General features: G+C 63.1%; 26 protein-coding genes. 13 read left to right on the top strand and 13 right to left on the bottom strand.

Going from position 1 to position 25,067, the window contains the following annotated elements; all coding sequences use genetic code 11:
* Positions 1-46: 46 nt before the first annotated feature.
* The 4 genes from ABCW43_RS07640 to relB are packed head-to-tail and all read right to left on the bottom strand — an operon-like array spanning position 47 to position 1,431.
* The gene (locus tag ABCW43_RS07640) at positions 47-208 is read right to left on the bottom strand and encodes a hypothetical protein (RefSeq protein ID WP_345922827.1); all 162 of its coding nucleotides are present in this window, start codon (positions 206-208) and stop codon (positions 47-49) included.
* The gene (locus tag ABCW43_RS07635; RefSeq protein WP_345922826.1) at positions 192-944 is read right to left on the bottom strand and encodes a hypothetical protein; all 753 of its coding nucleotides are present in this window, start codon (positions 942-944) and stop codon (positions 192-194) included. Before ABCW43_RS07635 ends, ABCW43_RS07640 begins: the two co-directional genes overlap by 17 nt.
* A 3-nt stretch (positions 945-947) precedes the next feature.
* The gene (locus ABCW43_RS07630; RefSeq protein ID WP_345922825.1) at positions 948-1,217 is read right to left on the bottom strand and encodes a type II toxin-antitoxin system RelE family toxin; all 270 of its coding nucleotides are present in this window, start codon (positions 1,215-1,217) and stop codon (positions 948-950) included.
* On the bottom strand, positions 1,201-1,431 hold the full coding sequence (relB, locus tag ABCW43_RS07625; protein WP_345922824.1) for a type II toxin-antitoxin system RelB family antitoxin: 231 nt from the start codon (positions 1,429-1,431) through the stop codon (positions 1,201-1,203). The genes ABCW43_RS07630 and relB overlap by 17 nt, the downstream gene beginning before the upstream one ends.
* A gap of 143 nt (positions 1,432-1,574) precedes the next feature.
* Between relB and hisS the strand changes: the two genes are divergently transcribed.
* The 4 genes from hisS to ABCW43_RS07605 all read left to right on the top strand — a co-directional run bounded on the left by hisS (position 1,575) and on the right by ABCW43_RS07605 (position 5,579).
* Positions 1,575-3,131, top strand: a complete 1,557-nt coding sequence (hisS, locus tag ABCW43_RS07620; protein WP_345922823.1) for a histidine--tRNA ligase — start codon at positions 1,575-1,577, stop codon at positions 3,129-3,131.
* A 204-nt stretch (positions 3,132-3,335) separates the two neighbouring features.
* Positions 3,336-4,457: an ATP phosphoribosyltransferase regulatory subunit gene (locus ABCW43_RS07615; RefSeq protein ID WP_345922822.1), complete on the top strand. Its 1,122-nt coding sequence runs from the start codon at positions 3,336-3,338 to the stop codon at positions 4,455-4,457.
* Positions 4,454-5,152, top strand: coding sequence for an ATP phosphoribosyltransferase (hisG, locus tag ABCW43_RS07610; protein WP_345922821.1), 699 nt, complete (start codon positions 4,454-4,456; stop codon positions 5,150-5,152). Before ABCW43_RS07615 ends, hisG begins: the two co-directional genes overlap by 4 nt.
* A gap of 22 nt (positions 5,153-5,174) precedes the next feature.
* On the top strand, positions 5,175-5,579 hold the full coding sequence (locus ABCW43_RS07605; RefSeq protein WP_345922820.1) for a GFA family protein: 405 nt from the start codon (positions 5,175-5,177) through the stop codon (positions 5,577-5,579).
* 65 nt (positions 5,580-5,644) lie between these two features.
* On the opposite strand, the gene ABCW43_RS07600 is transcribed toward ABCW43_RS07605, so the two are convergent.
* Positions 5,645-6,094 carry a DoxX family protein gene (locus tag ABCW43_RS07600; RefSeq protein WP_345922819.1) on the bottom strand — a complete coding sequence of 150 codons (450 nt, stop codon included), beginning with the start codon at positions 6,092-6,094 and terminating at the stop codon, positions 5,645-5,647.
* 272 nt (positions 6,095-6,366) lie between these two features.
* On the opposite strand from ABCW43_RS07600, the gene ABCW43_RS07595 reads away from it, so the two are divergent.
* Positions 6,367-6,681, top strand: coding sequence for a hypothetical protein (locus tag ABCW43_RS07595; RefSeq protein ID WP_345922818.1), 315 nt, complete (start codon positions 6,367-6,369; stop codon positions 6,679-6,681).
* 134 nt (positions 6,682-6,815) lie between these two features.
* Here the strand turns inward: ABCW43_RS07595 and ABCW43_RS07590 are convergent, their stop codons facing one another.
* The 3 genes from ABCW43_RS07590 to groES all read right to left on the bottom strand — a co-directional run bounded on the left by ABCW43_RS07590 (position 6,816) and on the right by groES (position 10,485).
* On the bottom strand, positions 6,816-8,357 hold the full coding sequence (locus tag ABCW43_RS07590; protein WP_345922817.1) for a cation:proton antiporter: 1,542 nt from the start codon (positions 8,355-8,357) through the stop codon (positions 6,816-6,818).
* A 128-nt stretch (positions 8,358-8,485) separates the two neighbouring features.
* Positions 8,486-10,129 (bottom strand): chaperonin GroEL, encoded by a 1,644-nt coding sequence (gene groL, locus ABCW43_RS07585; RefSeq protein WP_046628488.1) that lies wholly within the window; start codon positions 10,127-10,129, stop codon positions 8,486-8,488.
* 59 nt (positions 10,130-10,188) lie between these two features.
* Positions 10,189-10,485 (bottom strand): co-chaperone GroES, encoded by a 297-nt coding sequence (groES, locus tag ABCW43_RS07580; protein ID WP_007752582.1) that lies wholly within the window; start codon positions 10,483-10,485, stop codon positions 10,189-10,191.
* Between the two features lie 463 nt (positions 10,486-10,948).
* Between groES and ABCW43_RS07575 the strand changes: the two genes are divergently transcribed.
* Positions 10,949-11,797: a TIGR01459 family HAD-type hydrolase gene (locus ABCW43_RS07575; RefSeq protein ID WP_345922816.1), complete on the top strand. Its 849-nt coding sequence runs from the start codon at positions 10,949-10,951 to the stop codon at positions 11,795-11,797.
* 39 nt (positions 11,798-11,836) lie between these two features.
* On the top strand, positions 11,837-12,817 hold the full coding sequence (locus ABCW43_RS07570) for a bifunctional riboflavin kinase/FAD synthetase (RefSeq protein ID WP_345922815.1): 981 nt from the start codon (positions 11,837-11,839) through the stop codon (positions 12,815-12,817).
* Positions 12,818-12,821: 4 nt separating this feature from the next.
* Here the strand turns inward: ABCW43_RS07570 and ABCW43_RS07565 are convergent, their stop codons facing one another.
* Together ABCW43_RS07565 and ABCW43_RS07560 are read right to left on the bottom strand one after the other, a co-directional pair.
* Positions 12,822-13,280, bottom strand: a complete 459-nt coding sequence (locus ABCW43_RS07565; RefSeq protein WP_345922814.1) for a type II toxin-antitoxin system VapC family toxin — start codon at positions 13,278-13,280, stop codon at positions 12,822-12,824.
* Complete coding sequence (locus tag ABCW43_RS07560; RefSeq protein WP_345922813.1) at positions 13,277-13,549, bottom strand: type II toxin-antitoxin system Phd/YefM family antitoxin; 273 nt, start codon at positions 13,547-13,549, stop codon at positions 13,277-13,279. Before ABCW43_RS07560 ends, ABCW43_RS07565 begins: the two co-directional genes overlap by 4 nt.
* A 280-nt stretch (positions 13,550-13,829) precedes the next feature.
* On the opposite strand from ABCW43_RS07560, the gene ileS reads away from it, so the two are divergent.
* Entirely contained in the window at positions 13,830-16,859 is a 3,030-nt protein-coding gene (gene ileS / locus ABCW43_RS07555) for an isoleucine--tRNA ligase (RefSeq protein WP_345922812.1), read from the top strand.
* Positions 16,860-16,993: 134 nt separating this feature from the next.
* Positions 16,994-17,623 carry a hypothetical protein gene (locus ABCW43_RS07550; RefSeq protein ID WP_345922811.1) on the top strand — a complete coding sequence of 210 codons (630 nt, stop codon included), beginning with the start codon at positions 16,994-16,996 and terminating at the stop codon, positions 17,621-17,623.
* Between the two features lie 7 nt (positions 17,624-17,630).
* On the opposite strand, the gene ABCW43_RS07545 is transcribed toward ABCW43_RS07550, so the two are convergent.
* A complete protein-coding gene (locus ABCW43_RS07545) occupies positions 17,631-18,086 on the bottom strand; it encodes a nucleoside deaminase (protein WP_345922810.1) in 456 nt (151 codons plus the stop codon).
* 147 nt (positions 18,087-18,233) lie between these two features.
* Between ABCW43_RS07545 and ABCW43_RS07540 the strand changes: the two genes are divergently transcribed.
* From ABCW43_RS07540 to ABCW43_RS07530, 3 genes are read left to right on the top strand one after another with little or no spacing between them, the layout of a single operon-like run.
* Positions 18,234-20,390 (top strand): pseudouridine synthase, encoded by a 2,157-nt coding sequence (locus ABCW43_RS07540; protein ID WP_345922809.1) that lies wholly within the window; start codon positions 18,234-18,236, stop codon positions 20,388-20,390.
* A 6-nt stretch (positions 20,391-20,396) separates the two neighbouring features.
* Positions 20,397-20,957: a 16S rRNA (guanine(966)-N(2))-methyltransferase RsmD gene (gene rsmD, locus ABCW43_RS07535; RefSeq protein ID WP_345922808.1), complete on the top strand. Its 561-nt coding sequence runs from the start codon at positions 20,397-20,399 to the stop codon at positions 20,955-20,957.
* Positions 20,958-20,967: 10 nt separating this feature from the next.
* Entirely contained in the window at positions 20,968-21,849 is an 882-nt protein-coding gene (locus tag ABCW43_RS07530) for a patatin-like phospholipase family protein (protein ID WP_345922807.1), read from the top strand.
* A gap of 4 nt (positions 21,850-21,853) precedes the next feature.
* Here ABCW43_RS07530 and ABCW43_RS07525 read toward each other — a convergent pair whose 3' ends face one another.
* The gene (locus tag ABCW43_RS07525; RefSeq protein WP_345922806.1) at positions 21,854-22,459 is read right to left on the bottom strand and encodes an NAD(P)H-dependent oxidoreductase; all 606 of its coding nucleotides are present in this window, start codon (positions 22,457-22,459) and stop codon (positions 21,854-21,856) included.
* A 79-nt stretch (positions 22,460-22,538) separates the two neighbouring features.
* Between ABCW43_RS07525 and ABCW43_RS07520 the strand changes: the two genes are divergently transcribed.
* Complete coding sequence (locus ABCW43_RS07520) at positions 22,539-23,159, top strand: TetR/AcrR family transcriptional regulator (RefSeq protein WP_345922805.1); 621 nt, start codon at positions 22,539-22,541, stop codon at positions 23,157-23,159.
* Here ABCW43_RS07520 and ABCW43_RS07515 read toward each other — a convergent pair.
* Positions 23,156-24,970, bottom strand: a complete 1,815-nt coding sequence (locus ABCW43_RS07515) for a monovalent cation:proton antiporter-2 (CPA2) family protein (RefSeq protein ID WP_345922804.1) — start codon at positions 24,968-24,970, stop codon at positions 23,156-23,158. The two genes, ABCW43_RS07520 and ABCW43_RS07515, sit on opposite strands and share 4 nt — an antisense overlap.
* Between the last annotated feature and the right edge of the window lie 97 nt (positions 24,971-25,067).

The following is a 25,067-nucleotide window of genomic DNA, read 5'->3' as shown; positions in this document are numbered from 1 at the left end:
TCCTTTTCCGTGTCCGACAGAGTTTTGATGATGATGTGAGCCGAATTTACGTCAGGTGCGAGGAGGGGGCGTCAGTGGCGCGGCGGCCGGCATGGCCCTGTAAAGGCCAGGCAAGGAACATCACGATGGCGGCGGAGCGTGGCATGGTTCCGAATTTACGGTCGTCCTTGCGGAAATCAACCGCGCCGACATCACAAGGCGATGACATCGTGCACTGCCTGATACTCCTTGCTGAGCTCACCATAGGGCGCGACCGGCCAGGTCCAAGCCCGTTTCGCCGCCGGCGCCGGAACGCCATAGAACAGGTCGGCCTCTTCCAGCACCTGGCCCTCCCGATCGGCGACGCGATAGGCGGTATCGGTGATCAGAGCCGTCTTGCAGGGCAGCGCCGCGAGGCCGTCGAGATGCGCCCGGACCAGTCGCTGCAAGATCTCGTCGCGCGCCGGACTGTTCTCGGCCTCCAGCCGGCGTTTCGATCCCACCCCGATCTGCGACAGGATATTGGCCGAGACGACGAGATCGAGATAAGGTACCTGCCGCAGGAACGACAACGGCTCCGGATTTTTGGCTGCGACCGCATCGTCGAAGCCGGAGAGGTCGCGCGAAATCAGCCGGATATTCCCGAACCGTTTCGCCTTCAGCCGCATCCGCACGCTCGCCAGATGCACGAGGTCGACCAGCACCACCGTATCGAATTTTTCCGAGAGATCATCGATCGGCACGTCCCGCAGCAGGCCGGAGCCGAGCACGACGCAGGTCCGCCGAGGCTTCATGGCGGCCATGGCCTCTCGGATGAATGCCTTGCAATTCTCCTCATGCATCGCCCAATCGCGCGCGCATCGCCCGGCCCGCGACCACAGGCTTACGGACGAACGGATGGAGGGACGGAATTTCTTCGGCGTGACCAGCGAGGTCGCGGCGTATTGGAGAGCTTCGGTGAGCATGAGTTAGCGATAGACCTCGCGGCGGTGGCCGATTTCGATCACCAGCACGACGAGCCGTTCGTCCTGAATGTCACAGATGATCCGGTAATCGCCGACGCGGTAGCGCCAGAGGTGATCAAAGCGGGATCCTTCCAAGGCCGCTCCGAACTGGCGCGGGTTTTCGAGCGGCTTGATCCGTGTGTTGAGAAAATCGCGTATGCGAGCGGACTCGCCACGTCCCATCTTCTTGAGCTGCTTGATTGCGCCGGCCTGAAAGTCAATCTTCCAGACCAAGCTCGCGCTCCATCTCGTCCCAGGTATAGACCCGCTCGCCATTGCGAATCCGCTCCATGGCGGCTTCCGCGAGAGCGATATCATGCAGGTCTTCCAGATGCTGTTCCAGGACTTCCTTCACATAGGCGCCCGGCTCTGCGCCGGCTTGCGCCGCGTATTCGGCAATCAGCCTGTGCATCTCTTCCGGCATTTCGATCGTGACGCGCTTGTTCATGGCCGTTGCCCTTCCATCGTCGCAATATATAGCACCGCGCCCGCGTCTTCGCCAGCCGCCGCCCTTGCCGCCCAGGCCTCTATCCTCTAAGAAACCGCACACAAATTCGGCCCGTTCCGGCCGTCGGCAATGGAATTTCGATCATGAACGACAAGAGCAAAAAGCCCCAGAAACTCAAGGCCCGCCTGCCGCGCGGCTTCGTCGATCGTTCCGCCGCCGATATCCACGCCACCAACGAGATGACCGCGAAGATCCGCGAAGTCTACGAGCGTTACGGTTTCGATCCGGTCGAGACCCCGCTGTTCGAATATACCGATGCGCTGGGAAAATTCCTGCCCGACAGCGACCGCCCGAACGAGGGCGTCTTCTCGCTGCAGGATGACGACGACCAGTGGATGAGCCTGCGCTACGACCTCACTGCGCCGCTCGCCCGCCATGTGGCGGAGAATTTCAACGAGATCCAGCTGCCGTTCCGCACCTACCGCGCCGGTTACGTCTTCCGCAACGAGAAGCCAGGCCCGGGCCGTTTCCGCCAGTTCATGCAGTTCGATGCCGATACGGTCGGCGCACCGGGCGTCCAGGCGGACGCCGAAATGTGCATGATGATGGCCGATACGATGGAAGCGCTTGGTCTAAAAGGCCAATACGTGATCCGGGTGAACAATCGCAAGGTTCTGGACGGCGTCATGGAGGCGATCGGGCTTGGCGGCGAGGACAAGGCCGGCCAGCGGCTGAACGTGCTGCGCGCCATCGACAAGCTCGACAAGTTTGGTCCCCAGGGTGTGAAGCTTCTGCTCGGCCCCGGCCGCAAGGACGAGTCCGGAGACTTTACCAAGGGTGCCGGGCTTGACGAAGAGCAGGTCGAAAAGGTTACTGGCTTTGTATCATCGCTTGCCGTTGATAAAGCGCTAGTCGACGAGAATACGCTAGATCTTGTTGCGTTAGCGGAGAGTGCCTGCCAAAATTTAGATATTGCTAGCTTGCAGTTGGAAGAAGGCTTTTCAGAGCTGAAGACGATTCAGTCTCTAGCGCTATCAAGCGGTTACGGCCCGGATCGCATCAAGATCGACCCATCCGTCGTCCGCGGCCTCGAATACTACACCGGCCCGGTCTTCGAAGCCGAACTCACCTTCGACGTCACCAATGAAAAAGGCGAAAAAGTCGTGTTCGGCTCGGTCGGCGGTGGCGGGCGTTATGATGGCCTCGTATCGCGCTTCATGGGCCAGCCGGTTCCCGCGACCGGTTTCTCGATCGGCGTCTCGCGCCTGATGACAGCGCTGAAGAACCTCGGCAAGCTCGGCCAGGACGAGGTGATCGCTCCGGTGCTGGTCACCGTCATGGATGGCGATGTGGAGAGCATGGGCCGTTACCAGCGCTTCACCCAGGCGCTGCGCAACGAAGGCATCCGCGCCGAAATGTACCAGGGCAACTGGAAGAAGTTCGGCAACCAGCTGAAATATGCCGACCGCCGCGGTTGCCCGATCGCCATCATCCAGGGCGGCGACGAGCGGGCTCAGGGCGTCGTGCAGTTGAAGGACCTGATCGAGGGCAAGCGCCTTTCCGGCGAGATCGAGGACAATGCCAGCTGGCGCGAGGCGCGTGTGGCGCAGGAAACCGTTGCCGAGGCCGATCTGGTGGCCAAGGTGAAGGAGATTCTGGCGGCCCAGGCGGAAGATCGGAAAAGGGCGGGCAATGCGTGAGCTCCACCCCCCTCTGTCCTGCCGGACATCTCCCCCACAGGGGGGGAGATCGGCTGGGCTCGTGCTCACCATTCCCTATCTGACGTCGCGTCCTCCGCAGCGCTCCTTCGGGCGCATCGGCCGTGCCGCTTGTAATCTCCCCACCTGTGGGGGAGATGCCCGGCAGGGCAGAGGGGAGCTTCATGGCACGGTGGGAGCGATCCCATGCCCCTGATCGACATGCCCGACTTCTCCGCCGATCTTCTCGCCGAATTTGCCGCCCGCCACACCGAGCGGGTCAACACCCCCGTCATCCAGCCGGCCGAGCCCTTCCTCGATATGGCCGGCGAAGACCTGCGCCGCCGCATTTTCCTCACCGAAAGCGAGACCGGCGCCAATCTTTGCTTGCGCCCGGAATTCACCATTCCGGTCTGCCTGCGTCACATCGAAACCGCCACCGGCACGCCAAAACGGTATTCCTATCTCGGCGAAGTGTTCCGCCAGCGCCGCGAGGGTTCCCACGAATTCTACCAGGCGGGCATCGAGGATCTCGGCGACAAGGATATCGCCAGTTCCGACGCCCGCGCCATCGGCGATGCGACCGGCATCCTGAAAGCGCTGTTGCCCGGCCGCAAGCTCGCGCTCACGCTCGGCGACCAGGCGGTGTTCGAGGCGGTCGTCAAGGCGCTCGGCCTGCCATTCGGCTGGCAGCGGCGGCTGATCCATGCGTTCGGCGACATGGCCCATCTCGAAGCGCTGCTTGAGCGGCTCGCCAAGCCCCAGCCGGTCACCGGCCTTGATCCGCAGATCGCCGAACTGATCGCCTCGGACAACGAGGCGGACCTCGTCGCCCGCATCGACCGCACCATGCAGGAGACCGGTTATTCCACCAATGCCAGCCGGTCGCCGGTCGAGATCGCGAGAAGGCTCAAGGAAAAGCTGGCGTTGGCCGAAACCCGGCTCGATGGCACTGCTTTGCTCCTGCTGCGCGAGTTCCTGACGCTGCAATTGCCGCTCGCCGAAGCGCCCGCTGCCTTGGCCGGCTTTGCCGATGCCGCCGGCCTGAAGCTGGGGGCAGCGGTTTCCCGCTTCGACGCCCGGCTGGCGGCGCTCGCCAATGCCGGCGCCGATCTGTCCGCCATGACCTATCGCGCCGCCTTCGGACGTCCGCTCGATTATTACACCGGCCTCGTTTTCGAGGTGACGGAGGCGGGCTCCTCCGCGGTGCTTGCCGGCGGCGGCCGTTTCGACCGGCTGCTGACCCTGCTCGGCGCCAAGGAGCACATCCCGGCTGTCGGTTTCTCGCTGTGGCTCGACCGGATCGAAGCTGCGAGGGCAAAACAATGAGCACGATCACCATCGCTCTGCCCTCCAAGGGCCGTATCAAGGAAGATACCGCCGCGGTCTTCGAGCGCGCCGGGCTTGCCATCTCCGCCGTCGGCAACGACCGCTCCTATCGCGGCCGCATCGAAGGCCTGGACGGCGTCGAGATCGCCTATCTCTCGGCCTCCGAGATTGCCCGCGAGCTCGCGAGCGGCGCCGTCGACTTCGGCGTCACCGGCGAAGACCTGGTGCGCGAAGGCATGGCCGGCGCCGACGGACGCGTCGAATTCTGTGCCCGCCTCGGCTTTGGCCAGGCGGATGTGGTCGTCGCGGTGCCGGAAATCTGGCTCGATGTGGAAACCATGGCCGACCTCGGCGACGTGGCGGCGGATTTTCGCGCCCGTCATGGCCGCAGGCTCGCCATCGCTACAAAGTACTGGCGGCTCACCCAGCAGTTCTTTTCGAGCCAGCACGGCATCCAGCTCTACCGCATCGTCGAAAGCCTCGGCGCCACTGAAGGCGCGCCGGCCGCCGGCCAGGCGGATATCATCGTCGATATCACCTCTACGGGGTCGACCCTCAGGGCCAACCACCTGAAGATCCTCTCGGATGGGGTGATCCTGAAGTCGGAAGCTTGCCTCGTCAGGGCCCGCAAGCCGGGGCACGAGCAGGATCCGAGGATCGCCAGGATCGTGGAGGCAGTCCGCGCCACGCTCTGAGTTTTGAAGAGGAGGAAGCACGATGCACGTGACCGGTCGATGCCATTGCGGCCATGTGACCTATGAGGCCGAACTCGACCCGAAGCGGGTCAGTATCTGCCATTGCACCGATTGCCAGGCGCTCAGCGGTTCGCCGTTTCGCGTCACCGCCGTCGTACCGGAAAGCGATCTGAAGCTCACCGGGCACGAGCCAAAGCTTTACCGCAAGGTGGCCGAGAGCGGCCGCGTCCGCCAGCAGTATTTCTGCCCCGAATGCGGCTCCCCGCTTTTTGTCAATGGCGTAGGCGAGGCGGCGAGAATCTGGGGCATCCGATGGGGCAGCATCGACCAGCGGGCGGAGTTGAAGCCGCAGCGCCAGATCTGGTGCCGCTCGGCCGTTCCCTGGCTGCCCGAAATGGCGGACCTGCCGGCAGTCCAGACCGATTGAGATCAAAAAAATACCCGCCGGACTTCTCATCCGGCGGGCAGTCTTGGGCAGGGAATTTCGAAAGCTTAGGCAGCGATTGCGACAGAACCGCGGCGGGCATCGACAGAAAATGCACCGGCGCCGACGGCGGCGAGAACCAGGAAGCCACCGGCAATCGTCAGGTTCTTCATCATCATCAGGCTGTTAAAGAGCGTCAGCAGGCCATTGGCGGCCTCCGGGAAGCCCGGGACGTTGATGGCGCCGGAATGGAAGACGAAGGCGGTGAAAGCGGAGAAGGCAGCCAGCAGCAGCGCTGCGATGCGCGCCTGGAAGCCGGTCAGCACGGCAAGGCCGGTGACCAGTTCGAACAGGCCCGCGACATAGGCGAGCAGCATTCCGGCCGGAAGGCCGGCACCGGTGATCATGCCGGCGGTGCCGGCGGGATCGATGAGCTTCTGGAAACCGGACATGACGAACATGCCGGACAGGAGGACGCGGCCGACGAGAAGCAAGGAATTGGTAGCGGTGGTGGACATTTTTAGATCTCCGGATCGGTGTCTCTGGTTGGACACGCGGGTTGAATTCTCTGGGACTGTATGTGCCCCATTTTGCCCGTATCCGGAAGATGAACAATGATTGACGGTTTGTTCGATAAAAAGAGACAATCATTGGTGCGCCAGTGCGGTGCCGTCTCCCCGCTCTGAACGGCGGAGATCTTCAAGGATGCTCCTCTCGCTGAACGCAACCTTCAGCAAAGGTTCATCGTTTCTCCTTCACCATGCGATCATTGCCGATGAAAGGAGCCCTCATGAAGAAGATCATCATCACCGCGCTCGCCCTCCTGGTCGCATCCGCCGTGCCGAGCCTTGCCCAGACCTACCGCAGCGAGGCGCGGGAAAACCGCCAGGAATACCGCATCTATCGCGGCATGGCCCGGGGTGAGCTGACGCCGTTCGAATTGCGCAACCTCGCCCGCCAGCAACATCGCATCGACCGTGCGCAGGCCCGCGCCGGCCGTGACGGCTACATTTCCTATAGGGAGCGTCAGCGGATCGAGCGGATGCAGGACCGCGCTTCGCGCAACATCTACCGCAAGAGCCACAACGGCCGCGATATCTACTGATTGCGTAACGCAACTGAAAGCCCGCGTCACGGGGCGGCTTCCAGGCCGCCCTTCGCATGCCAGGGAGCCTGATCTGGCAACACCCCATCGCGCGGGCCTCCGTTACCCGGCACAAATCCTGACTGAACGACGGATCAGATTTCTTCGATCCTGCGCGCGTCTTCCGGCAGGACCGAAAGTTCGCGCCAGTCGATCTCTTCGAGCAGCAGATTGTACTCGTCGACATTGACCTTGTGCACCGAGCGAAGCTTTTCCAGCTCTTCCCGCTGCGCGGCAATAGCTGTCAAGGCAAGCCGCCGATAGGTATCGAGAGAGGTGGCGTCCTCGATACGGGAAGCAGCCAGCTGCTCGATGCGGAACTTGGAGCGCAGCAGTTCCGCCTCCGTCTCGGTCGCGCCGTCGAGCCTGGAAAGGCCTGCGAGGGCGATCTTGCTGCGCAGGACGGCGAGTTCGCCATGCCCCTCGGCACGGCGGTCGAGGCCGAGCCAGCGGATGATGGGCGTGAGCGTCAGTCCCTGGACGACGAGGGTCGCAAGAACCACCGAAAAAGCAGTCAGCACCACCACGTCGCGTTGCGGAAAGTCCATCGGCAGGGCGAACGCGGTCGCAAGCGTCACCAGGCCGCGCATGCCGCACCAGCCCGCCAGCAACGCCTGCGTCATCGTTGCGGTTTCAGTTCTGCCGCGGCTGCGCTCGTGCCAGGCGTTGAGGCGATTGTAGCCGATGCAGACGATAAAACGCACCGCGACGACGATCACGATGGTCATCAGCGAAAACTGCGCGGCATCCCAAAGATGGTCCGCCGGCATTCCGCCGACGATGTCGCGAACCTGCATGCCCATCAGCAGGAAGGCCATGACATTGAGCACGAAGACGACAGCGGTCCAGACCGCATAGGACTGCACCCGCATGCGGGCCGAGGAGCGCGCCTCGCTGCTTCTCGCAAGCGTCATCGCGAAGGCGACGATGGCGAGCACCGCCGACAGGCCAAGCCGTTCGGCGAGAATCCACAGAAGAAAGGTCTGCACGAACTGCAGGAGGATGCCGCCGAGCGTGCCGGCAACAAACCGCGTCAGGTGCCGGACCGCCCAGGCGGCCAGGATGCCGAGAAGGATGCCGCCGGGCACGGCGACGGAAAGATGCAGCGCCACGCCGGTATCGAGACTACCGGCCGATTGTACCGAAAGCGCCGCGTCGAAAATCAGCAGCGCGGCCGCATCGTTGAACAGGCTCTCGCCCCGAAGGACCGTATCGGTGGTGCGCGGGATCGACATCGACGACAGAACGGCAGTCGCAGCCGCCGCATCGGGGGGAGCGACGATCGCACCGAGCACCAGCGCGGCGGCAATCGGCAGTCCGGCAAACGCCCACCCGGCAAAGGCGACGGCGGCCGCGGTCGCAAAGACGCCACCGATCGCAAAGACGAGCAACGGCACCCAGAACCGGCGGGCGATCCCGATCGGAAAATCGAAGGCGGCGTCGAGCAGCGCCGGCGCGATGAACAGCGCAAGCGCGGTGTGCGGGTCGAGCGAGATATAGGGCATGCCCGGCACCAGCGCGACCGCCGCACCCGCCAGCGCCAGCATCGACGGATAGGGCACGGAAAGCCGGCGCGAGATCTGCAGAAGCACAATCGCGACAAGCAACAGGACGAGCAGGCTCTCGAAGAAACTCATGGCGCAAGTGTAATTGCGGCCTGCGTCTTTGTCAGCCGTGCTCCGTCCTGCTGACAAACAAAAAGGGCGACCCGAGGGCCGCCCTTTCCGAACTGAACCGGCTGGCTCAGATGCGAGACCCGAAGGTCTTACATCATGTCCATGCCGCCCATTCCGCCCATGCCGCCCGGCATGCCGCCGCCGGCAGCTTCCTTCTTCGGAAGTTCGGCGATCATGGCCTCGGTGGTGATCAGCAGCGAAGCAACCGAAGCTGCGTTCTGCAGGGCAGTACGAACGACCTTGAGCGGGTCGACGATACCCATGGTGATCATGTCGCCATATTCCGACGTCTGGGCGTTGTAGCCGTAGTTGTCTTCGTTCTTTTCGAGGATCTTGCCGACCACGATCGAGGCTTCGTCACCAGCGTTTTCAGCGATCTGGCGAACCAGCGACTGCAGAGCGCGGCGAACGATGTTGATGCCGGCTTCCTGGTCGTCGTTGGCACCCTTTGCAGCGATCTTCGTGGAAGAACGCAGCAGGGCAACGCCGCCGCCCGGTACGATGCCTTCCTGAACGGCAGCGCGCGTCGCGTTGAGAGCGTCGTCGATGCGGTCCTTCTTTTCCTTGACTTCGACTTCCGTCGAGCCGCCGACGCGGATCACGGCAACGCCGCCAGCGAGTTTGGCAAGACGTTCCTGCAGCTTTTCGCGGTCGTAGTCCGAAGTGGTTTCTTCGATCTGGGCCTTGATCTGGCCAACGCGGCCTTCGATGTCGGCCTTGGAGCCGGCGCCGTCGACGATCGTGGTGTTTTCCTTGGAGATCGAGACCTTCTTGGTGCGGCCGAGCATGTCGAGCGTGACATTTTCGAGCTTGATGCCGAGGTCTTCGGAGATCACGGTGCCGCCCGTCAGGATGGCGATGTCTTCGAGCATGGCCTTGCGGCGGTCGCCGAAGCCCGGAGCCTTGACGGCAGCGATCTTGAGGCCGCCACGCAGCTTGTTGACGACGAGCGTTGCAAGAGCTTCGCCTTCGACGTCTTCAGCGATGATCAGGAGCGGCTTGCCGGTCTGGACGACGGCTTCGAGAACCGGGAGCATCGCCTGCAGGTTCGAGAGCTTCTTCTCGTGGAGGAGAATGAAAGCGTCGTCGAGGTCGGCGACCATCTTTTCCGGGTTGGTGACGAAGTAGGGCGACAGGTAGCCGCGGTCGAACTGCATGCCTTCGACGACTTCGAGTTCGGTTTCGGCGGTCTTGGCTTCTTCAACCGTGATGACGCCTTCGTTGCCGACCTTCTGCATGGCTTCAGCAATGTCGAGACCGACCTGCTTGTCGCCGTTTGCGGAGATCGTGCCGACCTGTGCGACTTCTTCCGACGTGGAGATCTTCTTGGCCTTGGCCTGGAGATCCTTGACGACGTCTGCAACGGCGAGATCGATGCCGCGCTTCAGGTCCATCGGGTTCATGCCGGCTGCAACTGCCTTGTTGCCTTCGCGAACGATCGCCTGGGCAAGAACGGTAGCCGTCGTGGTGCCGTCGCCGGCGATGTCGTTGGTCTTCGAAGCAACTTCGCGGACCATCTGGGCGCCCATGTTCTCGAACTTGTCGTCCAGTTCGATTTCCTTGGCGACCGAAACGCCGTCCTTGGTGATGCGCGGAGCGCCGAAGGACTTGTCGATGATGACGTTACGGCCCTTCGGGCCGAGCGTTACCTTGACTGCGTCAGCGAGAATGTCGACGCCGCGCAGCATCTTTTCGCGCGCGGTGCGGCCGAACTTGATTTCTTTGGCTGCCATTTTGATAACTCCTGAAAAGGGGTGTCAGCGATTTAGAATGAAGAGCAACGGGCCGGAAATCAGCCGATGATGCCCATGATGTCGGATTCCTTCATGATCAGAAGGTCTTCGCCATCGAGCTTGACTTCGGTGCCCGACCACTTGCCGAACAGGACGCGGTCGCCGGCCTTGACGTCGAGAGCGGTGATATTGCCCTTGTCGTCGCGGGTGCCGGTGCCGACGGCGACGATTTCGCCTTCCTGCGGCTTTTCCTTGGCGGTATCAGGAATGATGATGCCGCCCTTGGTCTTGGCTTCGGATTCGACGCGACGAACAACGACGCGGTCGTGAAGGGGGCGGAAATTGGTGCTTGCCATTGTCTAATCCCTCGATCAAATGACATGGACGGGTGGAAACCCGTATCTCGGTGCTGTTAGCACTCCCCGTTGGAGAGTGCCAGCCGCGTCGAGATAAGGGTGCCCGGCGGATGAGTCAAGAACGGCCGCAAAATTTTCAGGCCGGCTCGGAACCTCATAGAAAATACGCTTAACGATACGAATGCTGGGCAATGCCTGCGCCTGGCGGAACTTACGGCCATAGGCGCATCAGGGTGTTCGGGTCCGGCCACCTCTCCGGACAGGTCGGCATGTTGCACCGGACTTTGGTGGAAGAAAGGCGCTGTCGCGCTTAACGGCGGCGCGAGCCTGCGAATGCCCAACGGGGCACCCTGCCGAAGTTCGCGCAGCGCCGTCGGCGGTCGCGGTTTTTCTCCCGAATATCTCTTGTAATCCTTAACCGGGTTTGTCATGTGACCCGGAACTTGCGAGATGGGAAGGTTACATGGCAAAGCGCATCGGCAATCTGAGCGAAGTGATCGGCGGCTACGACGTGGTCCTTTCGGACGTCTGGGGTGTGGTTCACAACGGTGTCGAGGCTTTCCAGCATTCCTGCAAGGCTCTCGCCGCGGCCCGCGAAGCCGGCGCAACCGTCGTGCTGATCACCAATTCGCCACGCACGGCGCCCGGCGTCATCGAGCAGATGCGCGCACTCGGCGTGCCCGACGGCACCTATGACCGGATCGTCACATCCGGCGACGTCACCCAGCACCTGATCGTCGACGGCCCGAAAAAGGTCTTCCTGATCGGTCCCGAACGCGACCTCAACCTGTTCGACGGGCTCGGCGTCGATGTGGTCTCCGCCGAGGAAGCCGAATGCATCGTCTGCACCGGTTTCTTCGACGACGAGAAGGAAGTGCCGGAAGATTATACCGACATGCTGGCGGCGTTTGCCAAGCGCGACGTGCCGTTCATCTGTGCCAATCCGGATCTCGTCGTCGAGCGCGGCCACAAGATCATTCCCTGCGCCGGCGCGGTCGCGGCCTATTACGAGGAGTTCGGCGGCAAGACCCGCGTTGCCGGCAAGCCGCATCGGCCGATCTACGAGGCGGCGATCGAAGCCGCCCGCGAAGTGCGCAGCGAATTCCCGATGGGTCGGGTGCTGGCGATCGGCGACGGCATGCCGACCGACGTGCGCGGCGCACTCGCATACGGCCTCGACCTGCTTTATATCAGCGCAGGCATCCATGTCGCGGAATACACCGTCAACGGCCAGACCGACGAGACGATCCTGAACGCCTGGCTGAAACGGGAAAATGCCGCGCCGAAATACTGGATGCCGCGCCTCGCATAGCCCCCTGGGCCGAACTGGGCCTGAACCGGAACCCGCTGCATGACTGTCTTCCACCGCAACGAGAAGAAGGAGCCGCTGCCCGAGGAACTGAAGGGCGGCGTTATCGCCATCGGCAATTTCGACGGCGTGCATCGCGGCCATCGCAGCGTCCTGGAGCGCGCGCTGGCACTTGCCGAACAGCGCGGCGTGCCCGCCCTAGTGCTGACCTTCGAACCGCATCCGCGCACCGTTTTCCGCCCGGAAGAGCCGGTGTTCCGGCTGACGCCGGCACCGCTCAAGGCCCGGCTTCTCGAAGCCATGGGTTTCCGCTCGGTGATCGAATATCCCTTCACCCCGGACTTTGCGACCCGCTCGGCGGAAGAATTCATCCAGACCATTCTCGTGGATTGGCTCGCAGCCAGCGCCGTCGTCACCGGCTTCGACTTTCATTTCGGCAAGGACAGGAAAGGCGGTCCGGCTTTTCTCATGGCATCCGGCGCCAAGCACGGTTTTAGCGTGCAGCTGGTCGATGCCTTCCGCGACGAGAATGCCGAGGTGATCTCGTCCAGCCGCATCCGCGACCTGCTGGCGGAAGGCGACGTCGCCGCCGCGGCCGGCCTGCTCGGATATCGCTATACGCTTGAGGCGGAGGTGATCGGCGGTGAAAAGCTCGGCCGCCAGCTCGGTTTCCCGACCGCCAACATGCAGCTGCCGCCGGAGGCCGAATTGAAGGCCGGCATCTACGCCGTCCGCTTCCGCCGCCCCGACGGCACGCTTTTCGACGGCGTCGCCAGCTACGGCCGCCGCCCGACGGTGACCGAAAACGGTGCGCCCCTGCTCGAAACCTACCTCTTCGATTTTTCCGGCAGCCTTTACGGCGAAACCTGTTCCGTCTCCTTCTTCGGCCACCTGCGCGACGAACAGAAATTCGACGGGCTGGACCCGCTGGTCGCGCAGATCAGGCGTGATGAGGAAGAGGCGCGGGCGCTGTTGTCCGGTGTGAAGCCGCTTGGCGAAGTGGACGCCAAGATCGCGTTTTGAGGCGTTAACGGCGGCTCAGCGGAAACCGCTCCGGATCGTCCTGCCAGGGATCGAAGATCGCAGCAGCCGACGCGCGGGTGTCTTTCACGTTGCGGGTGGCGAGATAGAGATTGTGCTCGATCGCCGTCGCGGCAAACAGCGTATCGATCACCGGCGGCGCATGGCCTGTTGCCTGCTTCACCCTTCCGGATATCGCGCCCCACCGCCTGACGATCCCGTCGCTGACGGAAAGGGTCCGGCCGGCAAACCTGTCTTCGAGCGCATCCCGGGCTGCGGCATAACGATAGCGGTTTTCGTCATCCGACGGCAGGTTTTCGATGCCCTTGTCGTATTCCGCCAAGGTCAGGATGCTGATGAAGAAACGGTCCTCGTCTTGCCCGGCGGCCCAACGTTTGACCGAAGGCGCACCGTTCGGATTGATCAGGGCTGCGATGACATTGGTATCCAGCAGCCAGCCGATCACAACTCGATATCCCGGCCGCGATCCGCTTCCCGCTCGAGGTCCAGCGTGTCCAGCCCCAGGCCTTCCATGAATTCCACGAAGGGTTTCTTAGGCGCGGCTCTGGTCAGCCTCTCCAGCTCCTCCGTGCTGATGACGACGACGCTGTCGCGCCCCCGCACCGTTACGCGCTGCGGGCCTTCGCTATGCGCGCGCCTGACCACCTCGCTGAAGCGTGCCTTGGCGTCTTCCAGCTTCCAGCTGCTATCCTGAACGGTAGGCTTGCCCGGCATGAAAATCTCCGACTAGTCAGCTAGTCAGATATAGCCCCCGCCAGTTCGAAAGTCCAGAACAACATCTTGGTTTTGCCCCTTTCTTTCCGCCGCAAAAACCCTTAAGAACCGCCACCATGAAAAAATTCCGGCTGGCCCAGATCATTCGAATTATAGGCCCGGCCTTCCGCGCGCTGTAAGAGCGGCCGGAGGGTCCGGGTTTTTGGCGCTTCATAAGCGCCTTCCGCCAGCGAATTTTCATCGAGATGCGCCCCGTCGCGGCGCCAGGACGATTGATCCCATGACCGATACCGCCGAAAAGCTCGACTATTCGAAGACCCTCTATCTGCCCGAAACCGATTTCCCGATGCGCGCAGGCCTGCCGCAGAAGGAGCCGGAACTGGTTGCCCGCTGGCAGCAGATGGACCTCTACAAGCAGCTTCGCGCCTCCGCCGCCGGCCGCGAAAAATTCGTGCTGCATGACGGCCCGCCCTATGCCAACGGCAATATCCATATCGGCCACGCGCTGAACAAGATCCTGAAGGACGTCATCACCCGCTCGTTTCAGATGCGTGGGTTTGACTCGAACTACGTCCCGGGCTGGGATTGCCACGGCCTGCCGATCGAATGGAAGATCGAGGAGGAGAACTATCGTTCCAAGGGCAAGGCTAAGCCCGATCTGAAGCAACCGGACGCGATGATCGAGTTCCGTCGCGAATGCCGCGCCTACGCTGAAAAATGGATCAAGGTCCAGGCCGAAGAATTCAAGCGCCTCGGCATCGTGGGCGATTTTGAGAACCCGTACCTGACGATGAATTTTCACGCCGAGAGCCGCATCGCCGGCGAACTGCTGAAGATCGCCCAGAGCGGCCAGCTTTACCGCGGCTCCAAGCCGATCATGTGGTCGGTGGTGGAGCGCACGGCTCTGGCGGAAGCGGAAGTCGAATACCAGGATGTCGAAAGCGACATGATCTGGGTGAAGTTTCCGGTGGCGCATCTTCGAGCGATCAACGCGTATGGCGGAAATACTACAGAAGTCGCTGAAGCCATGGTCTGGCAGAACGATCAAATTCGACAATCATCGGTCGTCATCTGGACGACGACGCCGTGGACGATCCCCGGCAATCGCGCTATCGCCTATTCGCCCCGCGTCGCTTACAGCCTCTATGAGGTGACGGCGACCGAGCATCCTGATTATGGCCCGCAGCGGGGCGAAAAATTGATCTTTGCTGATGCGTTGGCCGATGAGTCCTTCGCCAAGGCAAAGCTTAAATTTAAGCGTCTTTTTGCGGTTGGGCCGGAAATTCTGAGGGATATCACCTGCGCCCACCCCTTGAAGGGTTTTGGCGGCGGTTATGAATTCCGCGTTCCCCTCATCCCCGGCGACCACGTCACCGATGATACCGGCACCGGTTTCGTCCACACTGCGCCAAGTCATGGCCGCGAAGACTTTGATGTATGGATGAGCAATCAGGATGCCATCTTCAAAGTGTACCATGCTGGCAGATCACAAGATGAAATCCCGGCGGCCAAAGATGAAATGCGCATCCCGTTCCCCGTTGATGACGCGGGCTTCTATACCAAGGACGCGCCGGGCTTCGGGCCGGATCGCGAGGGCGGGCCTGCCCGCGTCATGGACGACAACGGCAAGAAGGGCGATGCCAACGATCGCGTCATCAAGGCGCTGATCGAGCGCGACGCGCTGTTTGCCCGCGGCCGGATGAAGCACCAGTACCCGCATTCGTGGCGCTCGAAGAAGCCGATCATCTTCCGCAACACGCCGCAGTGGTTCGTCTACATGGACAAGACGCTCGCCGACGGCACCACGCTGCGCTCGCGTGCCTTGCAGGCGATCGACGACACCCGTTTCGTACCCGCCGCCGGCCAGAACCGCCTGCGCGCCATGATCGAGCAGCGCCCGGACTGGGTGCTTTCGCGCCAGCGCGCCTGGGGCGTGCCGATCTGCGTCTTCGTGGACGAAGCGGGCGAGATCCTTCAGGACGAAGCGGTCAACAAGCGCATCCTCGAAGCCTTCGATCTCGAAGGTGCCGATGCCTGGTTCGCCGAAGGCGCGCGCGAGCGCTTCCTCGGCTCGCGCGCCAATGAAGGCTGGACCCAGGTGATGGACATCCTCGATGTCTGGTTCGACTCGGGTTCGACGCACACCTTCACTTTGGAGGACCGTCCGGACCTGAAATGGCCGGCCGACGTCTATCTCGAAGGCTCCGACCAGCATCGCGGCTGGTTCCATTCCTCGCTTCTGGAATCCGCCGCCACCCGCGGCCGGGCGCCCTATGACACGGTCGTCACCCATGGCTTCACCATGGATGAGAAGGGCCAGAAAATGTCGAAGTCGCTCGGCAATGTCGTGGCCCCGCAGGACGTCATGAAGGATGCCGGCGCCGATATCCTCCGCCTCTGGGTGATGACGACGGACTATTGGGAAGACCAGCGCCTCGGCAAGACGATCATCCAGACCAATGTCGATGCCTATCGCAAGCTGCGCAACACGATCCGCTGGATGCTCGGCACGCTCGCCCATGACGAGGGCGAGGAGATCGCCTATGCCGACCTGCCGGAACTCGAAAAGCTGATGCTGCATCGCTTGTCCGAGCTCGATAAGCTCGTGCGCGAGGGTTATGACGCTTTCGAGTTCAAGAAGATCGCCCGGGCGCTGATCGACTTCTCCAATATCGAGCTGTCGGCCTTCTATTTCGATATTCGCAAGGATGCGCTTTATTGCGACGCGCCGTCCTCGCTGCGCCGTCGCGCGGCTCTCGCCGTCATCCGCAAGATCTTCGACTGCACGGTGACCTGGCTTGCCCCCATGCTGCCGTTCACCACCGAGGAATCCTGGCTGTCGCGCAACCCGGACGCCGTCTCGGTCCATCTCGAACAGTTCCCGACGGTTCCGACTGAATGGAAAAACGATGCGGTCGCCGAAAAGTGGGCGCAGATCCGCAAGGTGCGCTCGGTTGTCACAGGCGCGCTCGAAATCGAACGCAAGGACAAGCGGATCGGCTCTTCGCTGGAGGCCGCACCGGTCGTTTATGTCAACGATCCGGAGCTGATGAAGGCGCTGGAGGGCCAGGACTTCGAAGAGACCTGCATCACCTCGGGTATCGCGATTGTTGCGGGAGAGGCGCCTGAGAGCGCCTTCCGCCTGCCGGAAGTGCAGGGCGTTGCCGTCGATCCGAAACTCGCCGAAGGCACCAAATGTGCCCGCTCGTGGCGGGTGACCACCGATGTCGGCTCGGATGCGGCCTATCCGGATGTATCGGCGCGTGATGCTGCCGCATTGCGAGAGTTGGCGGCTCTCGGCCGGCTCTGATGGTTGAAAGTCACCGGATGATTGCGCTTTGAGCAATCATCCGGTAAAACCGCCTGAAATTGGCCGGATTTTCCGGCCATCAGGCGTTTGAGTGTGTCTGAGGCGTCAGGACGGGCGCCGCTGGAAGGGTTTTGATGAAAGCGACATATGCGTTTCGTGTCGGCATGGGCGTGGCCGGCGTCCTCGCCTCGACATTGACCCTTTCGGGCTGCATCGGCGGCCCGACCTACGGCACTGACAAGACGGCCATGGAGCAGCTGACAGATGACCTCGGTCAGTCCGTCTCGCTGGGCGGCAAGAGCGCCGAAGCGAAAGCGGGCCTGAAATATAACCCGCGTCCTTCGCTGGTTGTCGCCAAGGGTCAGGACCAGACGCTGCCGGCGCCCCAGCAATCGCTGGCGAATCGCGAAAGCAACCCCAACTGGGTCGAATCTCCGGAAGAAACCCGCAAGCGTCTGCGTGACGAAGCGGCGGCTCACGAGAACGATCCCAACTATCGGTCACCGCTGCTCGCCGGCAGCGGCCAGGCCGGTCAGATGACCGAGACGGAAAAGTGGGAAGCTTTCCGCAAGGCCAAGGAAAACGCCGAGACCGTCAGTGTGACCGGACGCCGTCGTTCGCTCGCCGAGCCGCCGGCGGAGTTCCGTTCGGTGGATGCGGCTGCCCTGTCGGATGTCGGCGAGCCCGAAAGCCAGAAGGAAAAGCGCCGCAAGGCGCAAGCCGCGGAAGCCAAGAAGGGCAGCGACTGGTGGAAGCTATTCTAAGCTTGGCTTAGCTCTCTCTTTTCGATCTGAAGAAGCCGGTGAGCAGGATCGCGGCCTCGCTTTCCCCGAGGCCGGAATAGACTTCCGGCGCATGATGGCAGGTCGGCTGGGCAAAGAAGCGCACGCCGTTGTCCACCGCTCCGCCCTTAGGGTCCTCCGCGCCGTAATAGAGCCGCCGGATGCGCGCAAACGAGATCGCCGCCGCGCACATGGTGCAGGGTTCGAGCGTCACGTAAAGGTCTGCACCTGACAGCCGCTCCTGTCCAAGGGCGGCCGAGGCATCCCGGATGACGGCGATTTCGGCGTGGGCGGTAACGTCGTTTTCGGCGCGGGTCCGGTTTCCGGAGCGGGCGACGATAACGCCGTCGATGACCAGAACGGCGCCGATCGGAACCTCGCCGCGGGCCGCCGCATCTTTGGCTTCCGCAAGTGCTGCGTCCATGAACCCATCGGTGTTAGGCATTTCGGCGATTTCCTCTTAACCCGGATCGCGCGAACTGGTAGGAAGCATCCAACTGGACGCCCGGCTGCGGGCACGAATCCATCTCAGTCAACACGAACAAGAATGTCCGGATCGCTCCGTAGACATCACGCTTCAGGCAAACAACAAATGAATTCCAAAGACAAGCCGAAGCGCGGCGAAGGCAAGACTTTCGTTCGCGAAACCAAACCCAGAGCCGCTCCGAAGGCAGGCGCCGGCGGCAAGGCGGGATTTTCCGCCAAGGAGGGCCTTGCGCCCCGTAAGAGCTCCGCGGCGAAGAGCGGCGCTGAAAAGGCGGCAAAGCCCGTCCGCAAGCTGCCGCCCGCACCGGAAACCATGGAGGCCGAGGGCAAGCCCGAGCGCATCTCCAAGATCCTCGCACGCGTCGGCGTCGCGTCGCGCCGCGATATCGAGCGGATGATCATGGAAGGCCGGGTCAGCCTGAACGGCAAGGTTCTCGATACGCCGGTCGTCAACGTGACGCTCGCCGACAAGATCGAGGTGGACGGCATGCCGATCCGCGGCATCGAGCGCACCCGCCTCTGGCTCTACCACAAGCCGGCCGGCCTGGTGACCACCAATTCCGATCCGGAAGGCCGCGCGACCGTCTTCGACAACCTGCCCGAAGGTCTGCCGCGGGTGCTCTCCATCGGCCGCCTCGACATCAATACCGAAGGCCTGCTGCTGCTGACCAACGATGGCGGCCTGTCGCGCGTGCTGGAATTGCCGACCACCGGCTGGCTGCGCCGCTACCGCGTGCGCGCCCATGGCGAGGTCAAGCAGGAGGAGCTGGACAAGCTGAAGGAGGGCATCGCCGTCGAAGGCGTGCTCTACGGCTCGATCGACGCGACGCTCGACCGCACCCAGGGCAGCAATTCCTGGATCACGATGGGCCTTCGCGAAGGTAAGAACCGTGAAATCAAGAACGTGCTTGGCGCGCTCGGCCTCGAGGTCAACCGCCTGATCCGCATTTCCTACGGACCGTTCCAGCTCGGGGACCTGCCGGAAGGCGAGGTGGTGGAAGTGCGGGGTCGCATGCTGCGCGACCAGCTCGGGCCGCGCCTGATCGAGGAATCCAAGGCGAATTTCGACGCGCCGATCTATACCGAGACCGCCGCTGACGAGGAAGAGAAACCCGTCCGTTCGGCTCGTACCGAGCACTCGGAATGGGCGGCAAGGCCGGAGCGGAGCGAACGTCCGCGCGCCGGCAAGCCGGAGGACCGGCGCGAAAAGGCGCCCGGCCGTTTGGATACCAAGCGCGACGACCGCAAGTTCGCCGACAAGCCGCGCGGTGCAAAGCCGTTCGGCAGTCGCGCTGAGGAAGAAGACGACCGGCCGAAGAAGCGCCCGCCGATGGGCACCAGCCGTACAGCGAATGTCTGGATGGCGCCGGGTGCCCGCCCGACAACCGAAAACAAGACCCGCAAATCCTCCGCCCGTGCCGAGGCCGAACAGCTTTTCAAGAAGCCCACGCCTCAGAACGACCGGCCGGTCATCGTCAATCGCGCCGAAGAGGATCGCGACTGGATCCGCGCCGACGGCCCCGACAAACCGGAAAAGGGCGATTTCGGCCGCAAGAAATCCTTTGGCGACAAGCCCAGAGGTGACCGCAAGCCGCGCGAAGACGGCGACCGCCCCCGGACGAAATCCTTCTCCGGCGACGCTCGCTCCGAGCGCCCGCGCGGCGAGCGTTCCTTCGGTGACAAACCCCGCGGCGACCGCCCGTTCGGCGACAAGCCGAGAGGCGACCGCCCGTTTGCTGACCGCAAGCCACGCGCCGATGGTGACCGCCCTGCACGCTCCTTCGGCGAAGGCCGTTCCGAGCGCCCGCGCGGCGAGCGTCCTTCCGGTGACCGTCCGCCCCGTGGAGACCGTCCGTTCGGCGACAAGCCGAGGGGCGAACGCTCTTTCGGTGACAGGCCCAGAGGCGAACGTCCGTTCGGCGACCGCAAGCCGCGCGAGGATGGAGAGCGTCCCGCACGGTCCTTCTCCGCAGGCGAGGGCCGCTCCGAGCGTCCGCGCAGCGACCGGCCGTTCACGGACAGGCCTCCGCGTGGTGATCGTCCCGCAGGTGATCGCCCCGCCGGCGACAGGCCGCGCGGTGGAAAACCTGGCGGCAAGCCCTTCGGCGCAAAGCCGGGCGGCGGCAAGAGCTCTGGCGGAAAGCCTTCCGGAGGCCGCGGGAAACCGGCGGGTGCCGGTGGCAAGCCCGGGGGCAAGCCTGGTGGCCGGCCCGCCTCGGGCGGACGCCCGGCCGGCGGCAAGCCGCGCACGCCGAGAGGGTAACGCGCAGTGCGGATCGTCGGTGGTGAATTTCGCGGCCGGTCTCTGGCCACGCCCAAAACAAGCGACATCCGGCCGACCATCGACCGGACGCGCGAAAGCCTGTTCAACATCATCGGCCACGTCTATCCGCAGGCATTGGATGGCGGCCGGGTGATCGACCTTTTCGCCGGCACCGGCGCGGTCGGGCTGGAGGCGTTGTCGCGCGGCTGCAAGAGTGCGCTCTTCGTCGAGAACGGCGTCGAGGGCAGGGGCCTGCTGTGGGAGAATATCGACAGCCTCGGCCTGCATGGCCGGGCGCGCATCCTCCGCCGCGATGCCACCAAGCTCGGCACGGCCAACAATATCGAGCCGTTTCATTTCCTGTTCGCCGATCCGCCCTATGGCCAGGGGCTCGGCGAGGGCGCCATGCTTTCGGCCCATGCCGGCGGCTGGCTCGCACCCGGAGCCCTTGCCATTCTGGAGGAGCGGGCCGACATCAGTCCGGCCGTGGATGCCGTCTTCAAGTTTTTGGAAAGCCGGACGTTCGGCGATACCCGCATGGATTTTTTCCGCTACCAGCCGACCTGAGGTCAGAGGAATGAATACGAGGCTTGCAATCCCCGATCTCGAAGCCGTCAGTGCCAAGGGCGGCCTGACGTTTGCAGTTGCTCTCGGGGGCGGCGGCGCGCGCGGCCTCTCGCATATCCAGGTCATCGAGGCGCTCGACGAGCTCGGCATCCGGCCGGTGGCGATTTCCGGCTCGTCGATCGGCGCGATCATCGGCGCCGGCATGGCCTCGGGCATGACGGGCCGAGAGATCCGACAATACGCGCTGGAAACGGTCGGACACCGCGGAACCCTTCTCAACAAGCTCTGGGGCCTCGGCCCGGCCACGATGCGCGACAAGCTCGGCGGCTTCCGCTTCGGCCAGTTCAATCTCGAACTCATCCTCGATGCCTTCCTGCCGCCGCAGGTGCCGGAAGATTTCGAGGATCTCGAAATACCCATGAAGATTTCCGCCACCGATTATTACGGCCAGGCGGAGGTGATCCTCGAACAGGGCGAGCTGCGGACCGCGATTGCCGCCTCCGCCGCCATTCCCGGCCTGTTCATGCCGGTCCGGGTCAACGGACGGGTGATGATCGACGGTGGCGTTTTCAATCCCGTCCCCTACGAGCAACTGATGGACGTTGCCGACGTGGTGATCGGCGTCGATGTGGTCGGTGCGCCGGAAGGCGACGGCACCCATGCGCCCAACCGTATCGACAGCCTGTTCGGCGCAAGCCAGCTGACCATGCAGGCGAGCATCGCGCTCAAGCTGAAACTCAATCCGCCGCAGATTTTCCTCAGGCCCTCGGTCAACCGTTTCCGGGTTCTGGACTTCCTGAAGGCTCGCGAAATCCTCGACGAGTCCGAACATGTCAAGGACGAGCTCAAGCGCGCCATCGACGCGCTTCATGCGGCGGCAGCCGAAGCCTGAGCTACTATGCGGCCTCGGTTTTCCGGGCCGCGTTGAAAACATTACGGCCGATCCTGCGTGCGATCGCCGATGGAAAATCGGGTCTATCCAGCTCTTCTTCCAGGAGAAGCTCGGATGCCATGACCGGGGCGCCGCAATAATCGAATATCCCATGATCGATCTGCGTCCTCATCGCGCCGAAATAACCGTGCCGCGCATAAGTCCGCATGTCGGCGCCGCCGATCGCGACCAGATGGATGGGAAGGTGGCGAAGTTTCTTCACCACTTTGGCTCCTTTGACGTCGTCATAGGCCCAGCCGTTTGCGAAGACGCGATCGATCCATCCTTTCAACAGCCCCGGCATCGACCACCAGTAGACGGGATAGACGAGCACCAGAGCATCGGCACGGTCGATCCGCGCCTGTTCGGCCGTGACATCCGCCGATGGTGATGCCTCCCTGCGATGCGCCGCGAGATCCGCCTGGGTAAATCTCGGATCGAAGCCTTCCGCTGCAAGGTCAGCAATTTCAAAAGAGCCGCCGGACATGGTGACGCCTTCGGCGAGATGGGCGGCGACGTTATGGGTGAGGGATCCGGGTTCGGGATGCGAAACGACGATCAGCGCGTGCATGGCGAAAACTCCTGCTGGCAGATTGAAACTCACGGGCAGTGGTTATATACTTTCAGTAAGTTACTTTTGGTATATAGTCATGTCAAGCAGTGAAATAAACGAACCGGCGCGTCTCCGGCAGCGCCTCTCGCGGCAGGGGAGGCGCCAGCAGTTGATGGAGGTTGCGTGGCGCATCGTCCGCGAAGAAGGCACGGATGCCCTGACGCTTCCCCGGCTGGCGGAGCAGGCGGGCGTCGCAAAGCCCGTCGTCTACGATCACTTCAGCAGCCGGCCGGTTCTCCTGGCAGCGCTTTATCAGGATTTCGACAGCCGCCAGACGGCCATCATGGACGCGGCCCTGCAATCGAGCGGGCCGACGCTCGCCGACCGGGCTGCGGTCATCGCCTCCTCCTATGTGGATTGTGTTCTGTTGCAGGGCCGGGAGATAGCGGGCGTAATCGCCGCCCTGGAGGGCTCTCCCGAGCTTGAACGGATCAAGCACGAATACGAGGCCATTTTCATGGAAAAATGCCGGCTTGCGCTTCTCCCGTTCGCAGAGGCCGGTCATATAGCGTCGCCCGGGCTTTGGGCCATGCTCGGTGCAGCCGAAGCGTTGTCGAACGCCGCCGCCAGCGGCGACATCACGGCGGCAGAGGCCAAGGCCGAGCTTTTCGAGACGATCGTGGCAATGGTCGCAAGAGGGACCGCTGTGCGGCCCTAACCGTTTTCTGCCGTCGCCGGTTCCGCGCCCAGTTCGTCGGCGTCCACCACCATCGACCGTTTCGGCTTGATCAGCGGCTCCGGCCGGACCGGGCTGTTGAACAGCATTTCGCGGCCGGCGCCGAGCCCCTGGACGGCCTGGATCTGCAGCCGCTCTTCGTCGCGCTGGCGGATGTCGTCGCCGATCTCGTCGGCCTCGTTTTCGCTCATGCCGAGCGCCTCCAGCGTCTTTTTTCCAAACAGCAGGCCGGATTCCAGGGTCTCGCGCAGCTCGTATTCGACGTTCCGATCCCGCAGCGACAGCGCATGGATACGGTCGTAGGAGCGGACATAGAGACGCACGTCCGGAAATTGCGAGCGGATGAGATCGACGATCTGGTCGGTCGTCTCGCGTTTCTGGGTGGTGACGGCGACGATCTTCGCCTTTTCGATGCCCGACGCGATGAGCACGTCCCGACGCGTCCCGTCACCGAAATAGATACGGAAACCGAAGGAGGCTGCCTGGCGGATGCGGTCGGCGGAATCGTCGATGACGGTCACCTCGCGGCCGCCGGCGAGCAGGATCTGAGCGGCGATCTGGCCGAAACGCGAAAACCCGATCATCAGCACGTCGGCCCCGGCACCGTTGAAATCCTCCTCCAGTTCCTCGCGGCTCTCGCCGTGGAGGAGCCGCTTGGAAAGTGCCGCACCGAACGGCGTGAGCGCCATCGAAAGCGTCACGGCTGCGATCAGCAGCGAGGCGGTGGCCGACGAAAACAGGCCGGCGGCCGTTGCGGTGGTGAACAGCACGAAGCCGAATTCGCCGCCCTGGGGCAGCAGGAACGCGATGCGCACCGCATCATTGTGCGGCGAACCCCAGAGCCGGGAGAGCCCGTAGACGATCAGCGCCTTGAGCGCCATGAAGATCGGTACCGCGGGAAGGATGAAGAAGATGTTGTCGAGGATGACATGGACTTCCAGCGACAGGCCGACGGCCATGAAGAACAGCGCCAGAAGCAGGCCGCGGAAGGGTTCGATATCCGCCTCCAGCTCGTGCCGGTAGGAGGATTCGGCCAGCATCACGCCGGACAGGAAGGCACCCATGGCCATCGACAGGCCGACCGCCTGCATCGCCGCTGCCGACCCCAGCACCACCAGCAGGGCCGCTGCGATCATCACCTCTCGCGCACCGGTGCGGGCGATGATCTGGAACATCGGCGTCAAAAGATAGCGGCCGGCAATCACCATGGCGCCGACCGCGCCGACCGCGATTGCAAAATCGAGAAGCGGCGAGGCTTCCGTCTCGGTGGTTCCGGGCGCAAGTATGGTGATCAGCGCCAGCAGCGGCACGATGGCGAGATCCTGGAACAGCAGCACCGAAAACGATCTCTGGCCGTGTCGGCTGTTCATCTCGCCGTCGTCGTTGAGGATCTGCAGCGCAAACGCCGTCGAGGACAATGCAAGGCCGAAACCGACAATCAGGCTGCCGCGCCAGTCAGTCATGTTGGTCAGATACGCCAATCCGGTCAGCACCAGTCCCGAGATCACCACCTGTGCCGGCCCGAGGCCGAAGACGTCGCCGCGCATCTGCCAGAGACGCGAAGGCTTCAGTTCGAGCCCGATGATGAACAGCAGGAACACGACGCCGAATTCCGCGAAATGCAGCACTTCTTCGGTCTCGACGATCTGCTGCATGATCGGTCCGATGACCACGCCTGCGGCAAGATAACCGAGCACCGTGCCGAGCCCCAGCTTCCTGAACACCGGGGCGGCGATCACCGCGCCGGCAAGCAGGAGAAGCATTTGGGAAAATAGCGAGCCGGGAGCGGTCATGCGGGATACTTTCAGTCTAAGGTGGGAAATCAAGAATCGGCGAGCCGCCCTTGATGCTTCTGACAGTGCACAATAAATGGGACGAGAATGAAAGGCT

It is taken from the genome of Neorhizobium tunisiense, assembly GCF_039631515.1.
GTDB lineage: Bacteria > Pseudomonadota > Alphaproteobacteria > Rhizobiales > Rhizobiaceae > Neorhizobium.
This window is presented reverse-complemented; position numbering and strand designations above follow the sequence as displayed.